At 76.6% G+C, this 15,174-nt stretch carries 13 protein-coding genes; 12 read left to right on the forward strand and 1 reads right to left on the reverse strand.

Annotated features, from left to right (window positions below):
* Positions 1–114 precede the first annotated feature (114 nt).
* Genes rsmH through WCD74_RS24035 form a run of 3 tightly spaced genes read left to right on the forward strand, consistent with a single transcriptional unit; the run spans position 115 to position 3,748 of the window.
* On the forward strand, positions 115–1,107 hold the full coding sequence (gene rsmH, locus WCD74_RS24025; protein WP_337697421.1) for a 16S rRNA (cytosine(1402)-N(4))-methyltransferase RsmH: 993 nt from the start codon (positions 115–117) through the stop codon (positions 1,105–1,107).
* Positions 1,104–1,844, forward strand: a complete 741-nt coding sequence (gene ftsL / locus WCD74_RS24030; protein WP_337697422.1) for a cell division protein FtsL — start codon at positions 1,104–1,106, stop codon at positions 1,842–1,844. The genes rsmH and ftsL overlap by 4 nt, the downstream gene beginning before the upstream one ends.
* Positions 1,844–3,748 (forward strand): peptidoglycan D,D-transpeptidase FtsI family protein, encoded by a 1,905-nt coding sequence (locus WCD74_RS24035; protein ID WP_337697423.1) that lies wholly within the window; start codon positions 1,844–1,846, stop codon positions 3,746–3,748. Before ftsL ends, WCD74_RS24035 begins: the two co-directional genes overlap by 1 nt.
* Here the strand turns inward: WCD74_RS24035 and WCD74_RS24040 are convergent.
* Entirely contained in the window at positions 3,738–4,070 is a 333-nt protein-coding gene (locus WCD74_RS24040; RefSeq protein WP_337697424.1) for a GNAT family N-acetyltransferase, read from the reverse strand. The two genes, WCD74_RS24035 and WCD74_RS24040, sit on opposite strands and share 11 nt — an antisense overlap.
* A 54-nt stretch (positions 4,071–4,124) precedes the next feature.
* Between WCD74_RS24040 and WCD74_RS24045 the strand changes: the two genes are divergently transcribed.
* The 9 genes from WCD74_RS24045 (at position 4,125) to WCD74_RS24085 (ending at position 15,098) form a co-directional block, all read left to right on the forward strand.
* On the forward strand, positions 4,125–4,781 hold the full coding sequence (locus WCD74_RS24045; RefSeq protein ID WP_337697425.1) for a TetR/AcrR family transcriptional regulator: 657 nt from the start codon (positions 4,125–4,127) through the stop codon (positions 4,779–4,781).
* Positions 4,778–6,349 (forward strand): UDP-N-acetylmuramoyl-L-alanyl-D-glutamate--2,6-diaminopimelate ligase, encoded by a 1,572-nt coding sequence (locus WCD74_RS24050; RefSeq protein WP_373696122.1) that lies wholly within the window; start codon positions 4,778–4,780, stop codon positions 6,347–6,349. The genes WCD74_RS24045 and WCD74_RS24050 overlap by 4 nt, the downstream gene beginning before the upstream one ends.
* Positions 6,346–7,812 (forward strand): UDP-N-acetylmuramoyl-tripeptide--D-alanyl-D-alanine ligase, encoded by a 1,467-nt coding sequence (locus tag WCD74_RS24055; RefSeq protein WP_337697426.1) that lies wholly within the window; start codon positions 6,346–6,348, stop codon positions 7,810–7,812. The genes WCD74_RS24050 and WCD74_RS24055 overlap by 4 nt, the downstream gene beginning before the upstream one ends.
* Positions 7,809–8,876 carry a phospho-N-acetylmuramoyl-pentapeptide-transferase gene (gene mraY, locus WCD74_RS24060; RefSeq protein ID WP_337697427.1) on the forward strand — a complete coding sequence of 356 codons (1,068 nt, stop codon included), beginning with the start codon at positions 7,809–7,811 and terminating at the stop codon, positions 8,874–8,876. Before WCD74_RS24055 ends, mraY begins: the two co-directional genes overlap by 4 nt.
* Positions 8,869–10,344 carry a UDP-N-acetylmuramoyl-L-alanine--D-glutamate ligase gene (gene murD / locus WCD74_RS24065; protein ID WP_337697428.1) on the forward strand — a complete coding sequence of 492 codons (1,476 nt, stop codon included), beginning with the start codon at positions 8,869–8,871 and terminating at the stop codon, positions 10,342–10,344. The genes mraY and murD overlap by 8 nt, the downstream gene beginning before the upstream one ends.
* Complete coding sequence (ftsW, locus tag WCD74_RS24070; protein WP_337697429.1) at positions 10,341–11,624, forward strand: putative lipid II flippase FtsW; 1,284 nt, start codon at positions 10,341–10,343, stop codon at positions 11,622–11,624. Before murD ends, ftsW begins: the two co-directional genes overlap by 4 nt.
* A gap of 8 nt (positions 11,625–11,632) precedes the next feature.
* Entirely contained in the window at positions 11,633–12,772 is a 1,140-nt protein-coding gene (gene murG / locus WCD74_RS24075; protein WP_337697430.1) for an undecaprenyldiphospho-muramoylpentapeptide beta-N-acetylglucosaminyltransferase, read from the forward strand.
* Between the two features lie 11 nt (positions 12,773–12,783).
* Entirely contained in the window at positions 12,784–14,250 is a 1,467-nt protein-coding gene (gene murC / locus WCD74_RS24080; RefSeq protein WP_337697452.1) for a UDP-N-acetylmuramate--L-alanine ligase, read from the forward strand.
* 194 nt (positions 14,251–14,444) lie between these two features.
* Positions 14,445–15,098, forward strand: coding sequence for a cell division protein FtsQ/DivIB (locus WCD74_RS24085; protein ID WP_337697431.1), 654 nt, complete (start codon positions 14,445–14,447; stop codon positions 15,096–15,098).
* Positions 15,099–15,174: the final 76 nt, after the last annotated feature.

Below are 15,174 nucleotides of genomic sequence, written 5' to 3' on the forward strand. Positions count from 1 at the left end.
GTCCGCCCGCCCTGCGGGCCGGGACGTGACGGCATCCGCCCCGACCGGGCGCCGGCCGGCGGTCCGCCGGCCAGCACACCAGCCAGGCCTGAGCGGACACGGTGGAGGCGGACGATGGACCCACTCGGGCCCGGGGGCGACGACGCCCCGCCGTTCACCCACATGCGTCACGTGCCGGTGCTGCTCGAGCGCTGCCTCGATCTGCTCGCGCCCGCACTCGACGCGCCCGGCGCGGTCGTCGTCGACGGCACGCTCGGGCTCGGAGGGCACGCCGAGGCGCTGCTGAGCCGGCACGCCGGGCTGACCCTCGTCGGGCTCGACCGCGACCCCGAGGCGCTGCGCCTGGCGGGGGAGCGCCTGAGCCCGTTCGCCGACCGCACCCACCTCGTGCACGCCGTCTTCGACGAGATCGCCGAGGTGCTCGACCGGCTCGGGCTCGGCCCGGTCCACGGCGTGCTGTTCGACCTCGGCGTCTCCTCGCTGCAGCTCGACGAGGACGAGCGCGGCTTCTCCTACTCCCGCGACGCGCCGCTGGACATGCGCATGGACCCGACGACGGGGCCGAGCGCGGCGGACGTCCTGAACACCTACGCGCCCGGCGAGCTGGTGCGCGTGCTCCGCGACCACGGGGAGGAACGTGCGGCCCGGCGCATCGTCGAGGCCGTCGTCCGTGCCCGGCGACGGGCTCCGCTGCGGACCAGCGCGGAGCTCGTCGCCCTCCTCGAGCAGGCCATCCCGGCGGCCAGCCGGCGCACCGGGGGCCACCCGGCCAAGCGGACCTTCCAGGCCCTGCGCATCGAGGTCAACGGCGAGCTCGACGCCATCGCCGCCGCGGTCCCGGCCGCCGTGGACGCGCTCGCGCTGCACGGCCGCGTGGTCGTCATGAGCTACCAGTCCCTGGAGGACCGCATCGTCAAGCGGGTCCTCGGCGAACGGTCCCGCCCGACCGCGCCGCCGGACATGCCGGTGCTGCGCGAGCAGGACCAACCCGAGCTCGCGCTGCTCACCCGCGGCGCGGAGAAGGCCGACGAGTCGGAGGTCGCCGCGAACCCGCGGGCGGCCTCGGTGCGGCTGCGCGCCGCGGAACGCGTCCGGGAGGCGGCATGACCAGCACCCTCACCCACCGCACCGCGACCCCGGCGCGGGGCACGGCGACGGCAGGGAAGACGGCCGGGACGACGGGGAAGACGGGGTCGGACACCCGCACGACGAAGGCGGGTGCCCGGGCGCGGGCGACCTCGCGGCGTGCCCCGGCCCCCGGCGCCACGCGGGCCCGGACGACGACGGCCGCGGCCCCGGAGGCGACCGGCGGCACCGCCCCGTTCGTCCTGCTGATCATGGTGCTGCTGACGTCGGGCCTGGTCGCCACCCTGTGGCTCTCCACGGCCGCCGCCGCGGACTCCTACCGCCTCGAGGACGCCCGGCAGGCCACCCGTGACCGCTCCGAGGAGGTCGAGCGGCTCCACCGCGACGTCGCCGCGATGCAGGCCGCTCCCGCCCTGGCGGCGTCCGCCGGGCGCATCGGCATGGTGCCGGCCGGCGTCCCCGCGGTGATCCTCGTGCACCCGGACGGCACCAGCCAGGTCGTGGGACGCCCGGAGAAGGCGCGCGCCGCGACGCCGCCCCCGGCGCCCGCCCCGAGCACGCCGCCGGCCGCCCCGTCTCCAGCACCGGCCGCCCCGTCGAACCCGGACGCCCGCACGCCGGGCACCCCCGACCCGGAGCGTCTCGCCGCCGACCCGGCCAGCGGGGTCCAGGCCGCGTCCGGCGGCAGCCCCGCGCCCGCCCCGGCCGGCGCGGGTGCCGCCGCCGGTGCCGCTGCCACGCCGACGGGCGCGCGCTGATGCCCCGCCCGCCGGCCACGCTGACCCGGCCGCCGTCCCGCGTCCCGCCGTTCCGCGGCCGTGACGACCGGTCGCCGCCCCCGCGCCGCCCGCAGCCCCCGCCCGGGCCGCCGCGCCGCCCGCGTGCCCCGAAGCCCCCGGACCCCCGCCGCCGGCTGCGGATCGGCCGGCTGCTGCTCGTCGTGGTCCTGGTGATCGCGGCGGTCAAGCTCGTCGAGGTCCAGGCGATCAGCGCGGGCGACCTCGCCGCCGACGCCGCCAAGCAGCGGATGACGCGCCTCGTCGTCCCGGCCGAGCGCGGCGCCATCCTCGACCGCAACGGCACCCCGCTCGCCTTCTCGGTCGAGGCCAAGGCGCTCGTCGCGAACCCGCGCCGCATCGCCGCGGACTGGTCGAAGCCCGAGATCCGCTCGACCCCGGGTGCGCCGACCCCGGAGCAGCGCAAGGCCCAGATCGCGCAGGGGATGGGCGCGATCCTGCACGCCGACCCGGCGCCGTTCTACGCGGCATTGATGAGCGACCGCAGCTACGTCGTGCTGGCCCCGCTGGTCGACCCGACCGCGGCCCGCACGATCCGCGAGCAGTTCCCGGAGATCGCCCAGGAGGACCGCGAGTCGCGGCAGTACCCCGCGGGCGACGTCGGCGGGTCCGTGGTCGGCAGCGCGTCCTGGTCGATGGACAAGAGCCGCATCAACGGCAACGTCGGGCTGGAGAGCGCCGAGGACACGACCCTCGCGGGCCGCGACGGGTTCCGGGTCGTGGACACCGCCGAGGGCAGCGACGCCGTCATCCCCGGCTCGACCCGCGCCGAGCAGCCCGCGCAGGCCGGCAGCGACATCGTCCTCACCCTGGACTCCGACCTGCAGTACACCGTGCAGCAGAAGCTCTCCGCCTACGTCGCGCGCACCGGCGCCAAGGACGGCAGTGCGGTCGTGCTGGACGCGCGCACCGGGCAGGTCCTGTCCCTCGCGAACGCCGGCGCCGGCGGCGGCCCGGCGGCCGGCGACCCCGCGGTCACGACGCCGTTCGAGCCCGGCTCGGTGAACAAGGCGGTCACCTTCTCGGCCGCACTCGAGGCCGGCCTGATCCGCCCCGAGGACGTCCTGACGGTCCCGGGCAACATCAAGGTCGCCGACGTGACCGTCAACGACGCCTGGTCGCACGGCCCGGTCCCGATGACGATGAACGGGATCCTGGGCAAGTCCTCGAACGTCGGGACGCTGATGACCGCGCAGCGGGTCGGGCCGGACCGGTTCGCGGACATGCTCGGGAAGCTCGGCATCGGCAGCCGGACCGGCGTCGAACTGCCGGGGGAGAGCGGCGGCAGCGTCCCGCCGCGCGAGGACTGGTCCGGCTCGACGTTCGGCAACCTGCCGATCGGCCAGGGGCTGTCCATGACGACGTTGCAGATGGCGAGCATGTACCAGGCCATCGCGAACGACGGCGTCCGCGTCCCGCCGCGGGTGATCTCCGCGACCGTCGGGCCGGACGGCGTGCGCACGCCCACCGCGGCCCCGGACGCCGTCCGCGCGATGTCGCCGCAGACCGCGCAGACGATGCGCCAGATGCTGCAGTCGGTGACGCAATCCGGGAGGGGCCCGAACGCGGGCACCGGCGCCCAGGCGGCCATGGACGGCTACCCGGTGGCGGGCAAGACCGGCACCGCCCAGCAGGTCGACCCGTCCTGCGGCTGCTACGCGCGCTCGACGTACTGGATCACCTTCGCCGGCATGTTCCCGGCGCAGGACCCGCGCTACGTCGTCGCGCTGATGCTGGACGCGCCGCCCGGGGGCGACTCCGCCGCCCCGCTGTTCCACGACATCGGCACCTACCTCGCCGCCCACGGCGACGTGCCGGTGTCCACCGCGCCGCCGCGTCAGGTGCCGCTGCAGCTCACGCCGTGAGCGCGAGCTCGTAGTCCTGGCCGAGCACGACCACGCCGAACTCGTCGTGCTCGGCCTGCCCGACGAGCGTGAACCCCTCGGCCAGGTAGATCGCGCGGGCGGCGGCCAACGGGGCGTTGGTCCAGAGCACCAGCCGGGCGTACCCGGCGGCGCGCGCGTGGTCCACGCAGCGGCGCACGAGCGCGCGCCCCACGCCGAGCCCCCGCGCCGTCACCCCCTCCACCGACCAGCCGTACTCGCGGGCGTAGAGCTCCCCGTGCGCCATCACCACCCGGCCCAGATCCCCCGGCCGGTCGGCCGCCCGGAGCGCGACGTCACCCATGACCACACACCCTCCTGACTGAAACGACTGTTTCAGTCAAGCACACTGTGCGGCGTGACGGCGACCGATCCCGCGACGGCGGCGACCGCGCCCGGCGACGGCGGCGAGGGCTCGGCGCGACGGCGCGAGCTGCTCGACGCCGCCTACGGCTGGGTCCTGGAGCACGGGTGGGCGGGCATGTCGCTGCGGCCGCTGGCCGAGGCGGTCGGCTCCAGCCCCCGAGTGCTGCTCTACCTCTTCGGCAGCAAGGACGGGCTGGTGCGGGCCCTGCTCGGGCGGTCCCGGGCGGACCAGCTGCGGGTCCTGGACGCGCTGCCCGACGACGCCGGGCTCGCCACCGCCGGGCGCGTGCTGTGGGACTGGCTCGCCGCCGACGAGCACCGCGCGCTCCTGCGTCTGTGGCTCGAGGCCTACAGCCGCTCGGTGGGCGACCCGGACGCGGAGGAGTCCACACCGTGGGCGGGGTTCGCCCGGGACACCGTCACCGACTGGGACCTGCTGCTCGCCGCCCACCAGCCCTCCGGGCGGGTGTCCACCCCGGCCGGCACGGCCGAGCGCGCCCTGCTGCTCGCGGTGCTGCGCGGGGCCCTGCTCGACCTCCTCGCGACCGGCGACACCGACCGCACCGGCGCGGCCGTCGACGCCCACCTGCACGCACTGGAGCACGTCACCGCGAGTGCAGGGCGCGGGGAGGACCGGTCCGGGCGGTGAGTAACCTCCCCCGCGTGCCGCCCGCGCCGAGCCGGACCCCGACCGAGCAGGACGGCGTGATCCGGCCGGACACCGTGGAGCCGACGCCGATCGCCGCCCTCGTCGACCGCATCGCGGCCGCGACCGGCACCGCACCCGAGGTGCGCGGCGAGCTCACCGGCACGACGACGGGTGCGACGCTGCGGGCGGGCGAGGTCCGCTCGGGCGACCTGTTCGCGGCCCTGCCCGGCGCGCGCGCCCACGGCGCGGACTTCGCCGACCAGGCCCTCGGGCGCGGCGCCGCCGCGGTGCTGACCGACGCCGGCGGCGCGACCCGCCCCGCCGTCGGGACCGTGCCGGTCCTGGTCCACCCGCACCCCCGGGAGGCGCTCGGACCGGTGTCGGCGCGGATCTACGGCGACCCGTCGGAGCACCTGGCGCTGCTCGGGGTCACCGGGACCAGCGGCAAGACGACCACGGTCTACCTGCTCGAGGCGGCGCTCGCGGCGGCCGGCGCGACCACGGGACTGATCGGCACCGTGGAGACGCGCATGCGCGGCCGCCGGGTGCCCAGCGCGTTCACCACGCCCGAGGCGCCGGACCTGCAGGCTCTGCTGGCGAGCATGGTCGAGCAGGAGGTCACGCACGCCGCGATGGAGGTCTCGAGCCACGCGCTCGCGCAGGACCGGGTCGGCGGCACCGCGTACGCGGTGGGCGCGTTCACCAACCTCTCCGCGGAGCACCTCGACTTCCATCCGACGATGGAGGACTACTTCGCCGCGAAGGCCCGGCTGTTCGACGGCCGGGCGCAGCGGCACGTGGTGTGCACCGACGACGCGTGGGGCGCGCGCCTGGCGCGCACGGTCGACGCGGCGACGGTGAGCGTCACCGGGCCCGCGGACTGGACCGCCACCGACGTCGTGGCTCACCCGGACGGCACCCAGTCCTTCCGCGTGCACGGGCCCGACGGCGTCGAGGTGCCGGTCGAGCTCGCGCTGCCGGGCACGTTCAACGTCGCGAACGCCCTGGTCGCGCTCGCGTGCGGCCACGCGGTCGGCCTGGACCCGGCCCGGCTCGCCGCCGGGCTCGCGACGGTCGCGGTCCCGGGCCGGATGCAGCGGGTCGACGCGGGCCAGCCGTTCCTCGCGATCGTCGACTACGCCCACAAGCCCGCGGCCGTCGAGGCTCTCCTGACCACCCTGCGGGCGGAGACCGACGGCCGACTTCTCACGGTGCTCGGCTGCGGCGGCGACCGCGACCGCGAGAAGCGCCCCGTCATGGGCGCGCTCGCCGCGCAGCTCGCCGACCTGGTCTGGGTCACCGACGACAACCCGCGCACCGAGGATCCGGCCGCCATCCGCGCCGCGATGCTGGACGGGGCGCACCACGCCGAGGGCGCCCGTGCGATCGTGGCCGAGGAGGGTGACCGGCGGAGCGCGATCCGCGCCGCCGTGGCCGCCGCCGGGCCCGGGGACGTGGTCGTCGTCGCGGGCAAGGGCCACGAGCTCGGCCAGAAGGTCGGTACGGACACCCTGCCCTTCTCCGACGTCGACGAACTCCTGACCGCCATCCGAGAGGACCCTGCGTGATCGAGCTGACCCTCGCGGAGCTCGCCCGCCTCGTCGGCGGGACGCTGCACCGGGCGACCGGCGACGAGCGCGTCACCGGCACGGTCGAGTTCGACAGCCGCGCGGTGGCCCCGGGCGGGCTGTTCGTCGCGCTGCCCGGCGAGCGGGTCGACGGCCACGCCTTCGCGACGACGGCGGTGGCCGCCGGCGCGGCCGGGGTCCTCGCCGCCCGTCCGGTCGACGCGCCGGCCGTGCTGGTGGACCCGCTGCCCGACGGCGCGCACGTCCCCGACGCCGCCCACGACGCGGGCGGCGCGGCGGTGCTGGCCGCACTGGCGACCCTGGCCCGGCACGTGGTGGACGCCCTGCCCGACCTCGGGGTCGTCGGGATCACCGGCTCGTCCGGCAAGACCTCCACCAAGGACCTGGTCGCGGCCCTGCTGGAGCGCGACGGCCCGACGGTGGCCCCGCCCGGCAGCTTCAACAACGAGCTCGGGCACCCCTGGACCGTCCTGCGCTGCGACGCGACGACGAGGCACCTGGTCGCCGAGCTGTCCGCCCGCGGCCGCGGCCACATCGCGGCGCTGTGCCGGGTGGCGCCGCCGCGGATCGGGGCGGTGCTCAACGTCGGGTCCGCGCACCTGGGGGAGTTCGGCTCCCGCGAGGCGATCGCGCAGGCCAAGGGCGAGCTGGTCGAGGCCCTGCCCGCCGCCGACGAGGGCGGGGTCGCCGTCCTGGGCGCGGACGACCCGGTCGTCGCGGCGATGCGGCACCGCACCGCGGCCCGCGTCGTGCACGCGGGCCGGGCGCCGGAGGCCGACGTCCGCGCGGTGGACGAGACGATCGACGCCGAGGGCCGGGCCCGGTTCCGGCTGGTGACCCCGGCCGGCGAGGCCGGCGTCGCCCTCGGCCTGCGCGGCGCCCACCAGGTGGACAACGCCCTGGTCGCGGCCGCGATCGCGCTCGAGGCGACCGGCCTGACCGTGGCCGGGATCGCGGACGCGCTCGGCGCCGCCGCCCCGCGCAGCCGCTGGCGGATGGAGGTCGGCGAGCGGCCGGACGGCGTCCGGGTCCTCAACGACGCCTACAACGCGAACCCGGAGTCCATGCGCGCCGCCCTCGCGACGCTGGCCGCGATGTCGGGACGGCACACGGCCGTCCTGGGCGCCATGGCCGAACTCGGCGACGACGCCGCCGCCGCGCACGCGGAGCTGGGCCGCCTGGCGGCCAGCACCGGCCTGCACCGGCTCGTCGTCGTGGGGGAGGCCGCCCGCGGGGTGCACGAGGCCGCGCGCGACGCGGGCCTGGTCTCGGACCTGGTCCCGGACGCCGCGGCCGCGGTCGACGCCGTGCACGCCGAGCCGGGCGACGTGGTGCTGGTGAAGGCCAGCCGGTCCGCGGGGCTGGAGGAGGTCGCGCAGGCGCTGCTGGGCGGGACACGCAGCGGAGCGGAGCTGGACCAGCTGAAGGGACGGACCTCGTGAGGGGCGTGCTGGTCGCGGCCGGGATCGCCCTCGCGGTGTCGATCCTGCTGACGCCGTACGTGATCCGGCTGTTCATCAAGCAGGGCTTCGGGCAGGAGATCCGCGAGGAGGGCCCGCAGAGCCACCAGGGCAAGCGCGGCACCCCGACGATGGGCGGGGTCGCGATCCTCATCGCGATCTGGGTCGGCTACCTGGTCTCGCACCTGGTCGCGGACGTCTCCATCTCCGCGTCCGGCCTGCTGGTGCTGCTGTTGATGACCTCGCTCGGCGTCGTCGGCTTCCTGGACGACTTCATCAAGATCCGCCGGCAGCGCAACCTGGGGCTGAACAAGACCGCGAAGCTCGTCGGTCAGTTCGTCACCGCGGTGATCTTCGGGGTGCTCGCGCTGCAGTTCTCCGACGAGCAGGGGCTGACCCCGGCGTCGACGAACCTGTCGTTCGTCCGCGACATCGCGATCGTCGGCTTCGGCAGCATCGGCTTCGTCCTGTTCTGCTACCTCATCGTCACCGCCGCCTCGAACGCGGTGAACCTCACCGACGGGCTCGACGGGCTCGCCGCGGGCATCTCGGCGATGGTGCTCGCGACCTACCTGATCGTCTCGTTCTGGCAGTTCCGCAACGCCTGCGGCACCGCGATCGAGGCCGGCTGCTACCAGGTCCGCGACCCGCTGGACATCACCTTGGTCGCCGCCGCGGGGATGGGCGCGTGCATCGGCTTCCTGTGGTGGAACGCGGCACCGGCGCGCATCTTCATGGGCGACACCGGGTCCCTCGCGCTCGGCGGCATGTTCGCGGGCCTCGCGATGGTGACCCGCACCGAGCTGCTCCTGGTCGTTCTCGGCGGGGTGTTCGTCGTCGAGGCCCTCTCGGTGGTCCTGCAGGTCGCGGTGTTCCGGACGACGAGGCGGCGCCTGTTCCGGATGGCCCCGTTCCACCACCACTTCGAGCTGGCCGGGTGGGCCGAGACCACGGTGATCATCCGCTTCTGGCTGCTGGCCGCGATCTGCTGCGCGCTCGGTCTCGGGCTGTTCTACAGCGAGTGGCTGGCCGCGTCCGGTGGCTGAGTCGGCGCACTGGAGCACCCGGCACGTCCTGGTCGCGGGCGCCCGGCGGACCGGGGCGTCGGTCGTCGACGTGCTGACCGAGCTCGGCGCGCGGGTGACCGTGGCCGACGCCGACCCGGCCCAGCTGGCCACCCTGGAGGACCGCGACGCGGAGTTCACCGGGGACGCGACCACGCTGCCCGCGGGCTGCGACCTCGTCGTCACCAGCCCCGGGTTCCGGCCGGACTCGCCGCTGGCCACCGCGGCGCGCGCCGCCGGGGTGGAGATGATCGGCGAGCCGGAGCTGGCGTGGCGGCTGGGGCAGGACCCGGCCGTGTGCCCGGACGGACCACCCACCTGGCTCGCGGTCACCGGCACGAACGGCAAGACGACGACGACCGGCATGCTCGAGGCGGTCCTGCTCGCGGCCGGCCGCGACGCGGTGGCGTGCGGCAACATCGGGCTGCCGATCGTGGACGCGCTGCGCGCCGGGCACCGGGTGCTCGCGGTCGAGCTGTCCAGCTTCCAGCTGGAGTGGTCGCCCTCGGTGGCGCCCTTCGCCGGGGCGGTGCTCAACGTGGCCGACGACCACCTCGACTGGCACGGCTCCATGGCCGCCTACGCGGCCGCCAAGGCCCGGGTGCTGCGCGGACGGATCGCGATCGGCGGTCTCGACGACGAGCGGGCCCACGGTCTGCTGCGGCAGGCGCCCGGCCGCCGGGTCGGCTTCACCCGCGGCGAACCGGGACCGGGCGAGGTCGGGATCAGCACCCATCGCGGCGTGCGGACGCTGGTCGACCGCGCGTTCGACGACGCGGGGGGCGAGGACCGGCGCCCGACCGAGCTGGCCGGCGCCGTCGACATCGCCCCGGGCGGCCCGCCGGGCGAGGCCAACGCCCTCGCCGCGGCCGCCCTCGCACGCGCGATCGGGGTGCCCGCGGACGCGGTCGCGGCCGGCCTGCGCGGGTACGCACCCGGCGCGCACCGCGGGGCGGTGGTGGCCGAGTCCGCCGGTGTCCGGTGGGTGGACGACTCGAAGGCGACCAATCCGCACGCGGCCGCGGCGTCGCTGGCCGCGTACTCCCGCGTGGTGTGGGTGGCGGGGGGCCTGCTCAAGGGCGCGGAGGTCTCCGACCTGGTGCTCGCGCACGCCGGGCGGCTCGCCGGGGCGGTGGTGCTGGGCGCCGACCGGGGCACGATCCTCGACGCCCTGGCCCGACACGCCCCCGAGGTGCCCGTCGCGGACGTCGGCGGGGGCGACGATGGCCCGATGGACGCGATGCTGACGGCGGCCCGGGCCGCCGCCACGATGGCCCGGCCCGGTGACGTCGTGCTGCTCGCCCCGGCGGCCGCCTCGATGGACATGTTCCGGGACTACGCGGCGCGCGGCGACGCGTTCGCCGCGGCCGCCCAGCGGGTCGCCGCGTCGGGCGGGGCCACCGGGGACGTGGCGGGGGAGCCCGCGGAGCCGTCGTCGGGGACGCCGTGACGACCGCCCGCCCGCGCCGGCCGGAGGGCGACCGGCGCCGGCAGGCGTCGCCGCAGGTCCGGGCCGTCGGCGGGGCGCTGCACCAGTGGCTCGGGCGGCCGCTGACCTCGCTGCATCTGGTGCTGGCGGTGTTCGGGCTGCTGACCGCGCTGGGCCTGGTGATGGTGCTCTCGGCCTCGTCGGTGAACGCCTACGCGGCCGGCGGCTCGTCGTACGGGGTGTTCTTCCGGCAGGCCGCGTTCGCGGTGCTCGGCGCCGCGCTCTTCTGGCTCGGCCTGCGGGTGCCGCCGCGGCGGTGGCGCGCGGCCAGCCCGTGGCTGCTCGCGGTGTGCCTGGTGCTGCTGGTGCTGGTCCTGGTCCCGGGTCTCGGTGCACAGGTCAACGGGTCGCGGTCGTGGTTCCGGGTCGCCGGGCTCTCCCTGCAGCCCAGCGAGATCACCAAGATCGCGCTCGCGCTGTGGGGCGCGCACGTCCTCGTGCGGCACCGGCCGGCGCCCCGTCGGTGGCGGCAGGCGCTGCTGCCGATGGTGCCGGTGGCGATGCTGGTCTTCGTGCTGGTCATGCTCCAGCCCGACCTCGGCACGACGATCTCGCTCGGCGTCATCGTGGTCGCCCTGCTGTGGTTCGCCGGGGCGCCGCTGGGTCTACTCGCGCTGCTCGGCACCCTCGGGGTGGTCGGGATGGTGGTGCTGGGCGTGATCGCCAGCTACCGCCAGAGCCGCATCGCCGCGTTCCTCGACCCCGCCAACGCCGACCCGCTCGGCCCGGCCTACCAGGCCCGGCAGGCGCTCTACTCCCTCGCCGACGGCGGGCTGTTCGGGCAGGGCCTGGGCCAGGGCCGCGCCAAGTGGAGCTACCTGCCGAACGCGGACAACGACTTCATCTTCGCGATCATCGGCGAGGAGCTCGGGTTCCTCGGCGCGACCGCGGTGATCGCCCTGTTCGTCACGCTGGCCTACACCGGCCTGCGGATCGCGGCGCGCTCGACCGATCCGTGGATCCGCACCGTCTCGGCGACCCTGACGGTGTGGCTGGTGGTCCAGGCGGCCATCAACATCGGCTACGTCGTCGGCCTGCTCCCGGTGACCGGCATCCCGCTGCCGTTGGTGTCCTCCGGGGGGACCTCGCTCGCCCTCGCCCTGTTCGCGGGCGGCCTGCTCGCGAACTTCGCCCGCCACGAGACCGACGCCGCCGCGGCACTGCGCACGCACGGCCAGGGCCGCCTCGCCCGCGCCCTGCGACTGCCGCCGCCCGAGCCGGGGCGTGTCCGCACCACCTGAGGAGTTCCGTGCCCGACCGGCCCGACCAGCCCGACCGGACCGACCGTCCCCGCCGCCCGCTCTCCGTCGTCGTCGCGGGGGGCGGCACGGCCGGCCACATCGAGCCCGCGCTCGCCCTGGCCGACGCGGTGCGCCGACTGCGGCCCGATGCCCGGGTGACCGCCCTGGGGACCGCGCGCGGCCTGGAGACGACGCTCGTCCCGAAGCGCGGCTACCCGCTCGAGCTGGTCCCGCCGGTGCCGCTGCCCCGGAAGCCGTCGAAGGACCTCGCCGCGCTGCCGTGGCGGATCGTGCGGTCGGTGCGGCGGACGCGGCAGGTGCTCAGGGAGGTCGACGCGAACGTCGTCGTCGGGTTCGGCGGCTACGTCGCCCTGCCCGCCTACCTCGCGGCGCGGCTGCCCGGCACGCGGATGCCGGTGGTGGTGCACGAGGCCAACGCGACCGCGGGGATCGCCAACAAGGTCGGGGCCCGCCACGCGGCGGCCGTGGCGGCGGCCGTCCCCGGCAGCGGGCTCGACGGCCCCGTGATCGGGATACCGTTGCGGCGGGCGATCACCGGCCTGGACCGCGAGGCGCTGCGGGCGAAGGCCCGGGCCCACTTCGGCCTGGACCCGGACGCGCCCACGCTGCTGGTGTTCGGCGGCTCGCAGGGGGCGCGGTCGTTGAACGAGGCGGTCGCCGGCGCGGCCGGTGCCCTCGCCCGGGCGGGGATCGGGGTGCTGCACGCGCACGGCCCGAAGAACTCCGTCGAGGTCGAGGCCGTCCGGGGAGCACCGCCGTACGTGGCCGTGCCCTATTTGGAGCGGATGGACCTGGCCTACGCCGCGGCGGACCTGACGATCTGCCGGTCCGGGGCGATGACGGTCGCCGAGGTGTCCGCGGTGGGGCTGCCCGCGATCTACGTGCCGCTGCCGCACGGCAACGGCGAGCAGCGGCTGAACGCGCTGCCCGTCGTCGAGCACGGCGGCGGCCTCCTGGTCGAGGACGCGGAGCTGACCCCGGAGAAGGTCGCCGAGCTCGTCGTCCCCCTGCTGACCAGCGGGGAGCGGCTCTCCGCGATGAGCGTGGGAGCCCGGCGTACGGGGCACGCGGACGCGGACGAGACACTGGCCCGGATGGTGCTCGACGCGGCGGAGGGGGACCGGTGACCGAGGAGATCATGCAGCCGGGGGAGCAGACGGTGTCCCCGGAGCTGCCGCGGCTGCTCTCGCGCGTGCACTTCATCGGCGCGGGGGGCGCCGCCATGAGCGGGATCGCCCGCATCCTGCTGGCACGCGGGGCGATGGTGTCCGGCTCGGACGCGAAGGACTCGCGGGCGGTGCTGGCGCTGCGCACGCTCGGCGCGGAGGTCTCGGTCGGCCACGACGCGGCGAACCTGGACCTGCTGCCCGGCGGGCCCACCGCCCTCGTCACCACCAAGGCCGTCCACCAGGCCGACCCGGACAACCCCGAGCTGCTCGAGGCCGCCGCCCGGGGCGTCCCGGTGCTGCACCGCTCGGCGGTGCTCGCCGAGCTGATGGCCGACCACCGGGCGGCGTGCGTCTCCGGCAGCGCGGGCAAGACCTCGACCACGTCGATGCTCGTCGTCGCGCTGCAGGCGTGCGGCACGGACCCGTCGTTCATGATCGGCGGCGACCTGCTCGCGTCCGGCTCCAGCGCCCACCACGGGCACGGCGACGTCTTCGTGGCCGAGGCGGACGAGTCCGACGGGTCGTTCCTCGCCTACTCACCCGCCGTCGCGGTCGTCACGAACGTCGAGCCCGACCACCTCGACCACCACGGCACCGTCGACGCCTACGTCGCGGTGTTCGACGCGTTCGTCGGCCGGATCGAGCCCGGCGGGGCCCTCGTCGTGTGCGCCGACGACCCGGGCGCGGCGGCCCTGGGCGACCGGGCGGCCGCCGCGGGCGTGCGGGTCCGGCGCTACGGGCGCGCGGCGACCGGGCCGGACGACGTCACCGTGCTCGACTACCGCGCGGAGGCCGCCTCGGGGGTGCTGACGATCCGCGTGGGCGGCGTCGAGCGGACGGTGCGCCTCGGGGTCGCCGGGGAGCACCAGGCGCTCAACGCGTGCGCCGCGCTGCTCGCCGGGCTCGACCTCGGTGCGCCGCTCGAGCGGCTCCTCGCCGGCCTGGCGTCGTTCACCGGGGTCCGGCGCCGGTTCGAGCTGCGGGGCGAGCACGGCGGGGTCCGGGTCTACGACGACTACGCCCACGCGCCGACCAAGGTCGCCGCGCAGCTGCGGGCCGCGCGCCCGGTGCTGGGGGAGCGGGGCCGGCTGATCGTCGCGTTCCAGCCGCACCTGTACTCGCGCACCCGCGACTTCGCAGTGCAGTTCGGGGAGGCGCTCTCGCTGGCCGACGAGGTCGTCCTGCTCGACGTGTACGGCGCCCGCGAGCAGCCCGAGCCCGGGATCAACGGCGCGACGATCGCCCGGGAGGTCGGCCTGCCCGCCGAGCACGTGCACTACGAGCCGTCCTGGGCCGCCGTGCCCGCCCTGCTCGCCGACCTCGCCCGACCCGGCGACCTGGTGATCACCATGGGGGCGGGCGACGTGACCGTGCTCGGCCCGGAGGTCCTCGCCGAGCTCGAGCGCCGGAACTCGCCGGCCCACGTCGGGGGCTGAGCCCGCTGCCGCCGCCCACGCGCCGCCCGCGCCCCGGTGCGCCCGACGGCAGGACGGGGCGCTCCGGGCGCACGCGTGACGGTCGCGAGGCGCGGGGCCGGCGGCCCTCGTCGCGCCCGCCGCGGGACCGCCCGGTCCGCGACCACGCCGCGCTCAAGGCGCGCGCCGCCCGTCGGCGCACGCTGCGGCGGCGCGTGACGGCCGGGGTGCTCGCGCTCCTCGTCGCCGGGGGCCTCGTGTACCTGCTGGGCTTCTCGCCGGTGTTCGACGTGCGGTCGGTGCAGGTGGACGGCGCCTCCCCGGAGACGCTGCCCGCGGTGCAGGACGCGGCCGCCGTGCCGCCGGACACGTCACTGCTGTGGCTCTCCACGGCCGAGCTGGACGCCCGGGTGGCGACGATCCCGCGGGTCGCCTCGGTGGACGTCCGGCGGTCCCTGCCGGGCACGGTGACCGTGACGGTGACCGAGCGGGAGCCGGTGGTGGCGGTGCCCGTGGCGGGCGGGGTCGCGCTCGTGGACGCGACCGGCTTCGTCTACCGCACCCTGCCCGCCCCGCCCGCCGGCGTCCCGCGGCTGGTCCTGCCGCCCGCGGTCGCGGCGTCGCCGGAGGACCCGGCCACCGTGGCGGCCGTGCGGGTGCTGCAGGCCCTGCCGCCGGAGCTGCGGCGCCAGGTCACGGAGCTGCGCGCGGGCAGCGCGTACGACGTGTCGTTCACCCTCGACGGCCGGACCGTGCGCTGGGGCGCCGACGCCGAGGACGAGCGCAAGGCCGCCGTCCTCGGCCCGCTCCTGACGCGCCCGGGCTCGGTCTACGACGTCTCCACCCCGGAACTCCCCGTCGTCAGCTGACCCTCGATCACCACTCGAAGTGTCACGCGTGGTCACCGTGTCTCGGGTGGCCCGCGGGCACCGAGGGTGGTCACGG

Origin of the sequence: Actinomycetospora aurantiaca (assembly GCF_037401875.1) — a bacterium.
GTDB classification, from domain to species: Bacteria; Actinomycetota; Actinomycetes; order Mycobacteriales; family Pseudonocardiaceae; genus Actinomycetospora; species Actinomycetospora aurantiaca.